Raw genomic sequence first — 2,229 nt, forward strand, 5'->3', positions numbered from 1 at the left:
GCACCACCCCGTCAGTAGCTGAACAGGAGGGACAGCTGATAGAAACAGAAGCCACTGGAGCACCTCAAAAACACCATCATACACTAAATCAGTAAGTTGGCAGCATCACCCGTTTTCGTTCCATTGGCCCTCAAACCCCTTATGGAGAAAGTGTGAGGGATAAATACCGCGGCTGAAAACTTTTTCAGCCGCGGTATCCTGTTGCTTATCAGAACAGCTTGCGTACCTGCAGAGCGATAGTCTGCGCCTGATACTGTTCACCCAGTTGCACGTTATAGCGGGCGTTCAGACTAAGCGTGTCTGATTGGGCGATGGTCGCACCCAGAGACAGATCGGCGGTATCTTCAGCGGGAGAGGCGCCAAACGTTGTAAAGCTGGTTTCACCTGCCGTAGCAGCAATATAACTGGCGTTTGTAGAATTGCGCTGGGGGTTATACTGATGCGTCCAGATAGCCTGTACGTAGGGTACAACATCACCAAAACCGGTCTGGAATGATTTATCCAGACGAGCGCCTAGGCCGCTACGAAGCGCGTTATTGTGGCTACCATCCACCGACAGGGCGGAGCCATTGCCGCTGCTTTCTTTATAGCTATCAAGCGTCTGATAGCTATAGCTCAGGCTGGCCAGCGGCGTTAACGTGGTCGTCTGTGCCACAGCCAGCGGATAACCGAACTCCGCTTTGGTGACATATTGCTGACCGTTAAATTTGCCACGCGCCCGATCGGCGTAACCGGTCATCTCCACATTACGCGAGGTGTCGTAACGTTGTTGCGTGACGCTGGCTGACAGGTTGACGTACCAGGGTTCACCGCTGTAACTGGCATAGCCAATCAGTCCGTAGGAGTCCACGCTCGTCTTGTTACCGTAAAGGTTGTCCCGGCCATGTACCGAGGTGTTGATGTAGGTCAGGGCACCACCGGTTCGCCAGCTTTCTCCGACGCTCCGGTCGACACCCAGCACCAGCCCGGCGTAATTCGCTTTATAGCCGCTGACACCATCGACCATTCCCTGCCTTGCATGGCCGTCAAACGCCTGTCCCCACGCGGACCAGTCGGCAGGGTCATCACCGGCTGCCACACCGCTCATACCGTGAGACTGCGCCAGACGAACAGCATCAACGCGCTGACCGACAATGTTTACTGCGTCAAAGGTGGCCTGCGAGGCAACATGGCTGGCGCTGCTGTTCTGCACTGTGGATAACTGCTCACCCACCTTGTTCCCCTCCTGGCTTGAATCAATAGCCAGTGAGGCGTTATACAGATCGAGCAATCCCGGAGCAATGCCGGTGTACTGCTGCAGCCCTTGTAGCGAGGATATCGCATTGTCCGTTGTGGCGTAATGGCGGGGTTTGGGACTCAGCGTCACCACCAGATTGCTTGTGTTGCCAGTGTCAACCACCTTACCGCTGGTAACGCCGGTAAACCCGGCGGTTAAATAATTCAACGAACTGGCGTTGTAATTGGTGCCGTTCTTGTCTGCGCTTACTACCAGATAGCGCTGGCCTGCGGCAAAGCTGTAGGTGTTGAGCGATTTGAGAGAGACAGTCGAACCGCTTTCAATGGTGGCTGCACCGCTGACAATCAGACGTCCATAGCCGGTATCGGCAATGACGCCGTCGCTTACCGCTGAATCACCGACACCAAGCAACAATGTTGCCGATGCGCTCTGCGCATAGTTGCCGTTAATGCTGAGGCTGTTATTGACCTGCAACGTGGATCCCGTGTTATTCACGGTATTGTTGCCGACGTCGATATTGTCGTTGAGCAGCAGGTTGCCGGAGGCGAAGTACAAACTGGCGTCCGTATTTTTGATAGCTCCGATATCGGCGCTGCCGCTGCCGCTGCCGCCGCTTGCGCCGGTCAGGATACCAAAGGTCTCACCGCTGCCGCCGTTGATGGTCATGGCTTTGCTCGAAAGATTGGCGATTGTGCCTGCAATCAGGCCGCTGTTGGTAACAGGCCCCAGACTGCCGGAGGCGATATTAAAAATAGCAAAAGCGCTGCCGGAAACAGAGCCACTATTAGATAAGCTTGTAATATTGCCCGTGTTCTGAATACCCGTTGTCGTTCCGGCGATAGTTCCCGTGTTGGCTAGGGTACCAATGTAGCCTTCGTTGGTGATGCTGCCAACTTACTGATTTAGTGTATGATGGTGTTTTTGAGGTGCTCCAGTGGCTTCTGTTTCTATCAGCTGTCCCTCCTGTTCAGCTACTGACGGGGTGGTGCGTA

Annotated in this window: 3 protein-coding genes; 1 reads left to right on the forward strand and 2 read right to left on the reverse strand. The window is 54.5% G+C overall.

Annotated elements, in window-relative coordinates:
* Nucleotides 1–55 (reverse strand): IS1 family transposase (locus FHC49_RS24710; protein ID WP_129692851.1); only part of this gene is annotated, 55 nt, incomplete at its 3' end.
* A gap of 153 nt (nt 56–208) precedes the next feature.
* The gene (locus FHC49_RS11395; RefSeq protein ID WP_255581347.1) at nt 209–1,903 is read right to left on the reverse strand and encodes an autotransporter domain-containing protein; all 1,695 of its coding nucleotides are present in this window, start codon (nt 1,901–1,903) and stop codon (nt 209–211) included.
* 268 nt (nt 1,904–2,171) lie between these two features.
* Between FHC49_RS11395 and FHC49_RS24715 the strand changes: the two genes are divergently transcribed.
* On the forward strand, nt 2,172–2,229 hold a 58-nt coding region (locus tag FHC49_RS24715; protein ID WP_097491765.1), incomplete at its 3' end, for an IS1 family transposase.

Source organism: Kluyvera sp. EC_51 (assembly GCF_019584505.1).
GTDB classification, from domain to species: domain Bacteria; phylum Pseudomonadota; class Gammaproteobacteria; order Enterobacterales; family Enterobacteriaceae; genus Kluyvera; species Kluyvera sichuanensis.

Bases quoted from the DNA above. Each gene is read 5' to 3' on its own strand.
- FHC49_RS11395 (WP_255581347.1), bottom strand. From the start codon at position 1,903: ATGACCATCAACGGCGGCAGCGGTGAGACCTTTGGTATCCTGACCGGC.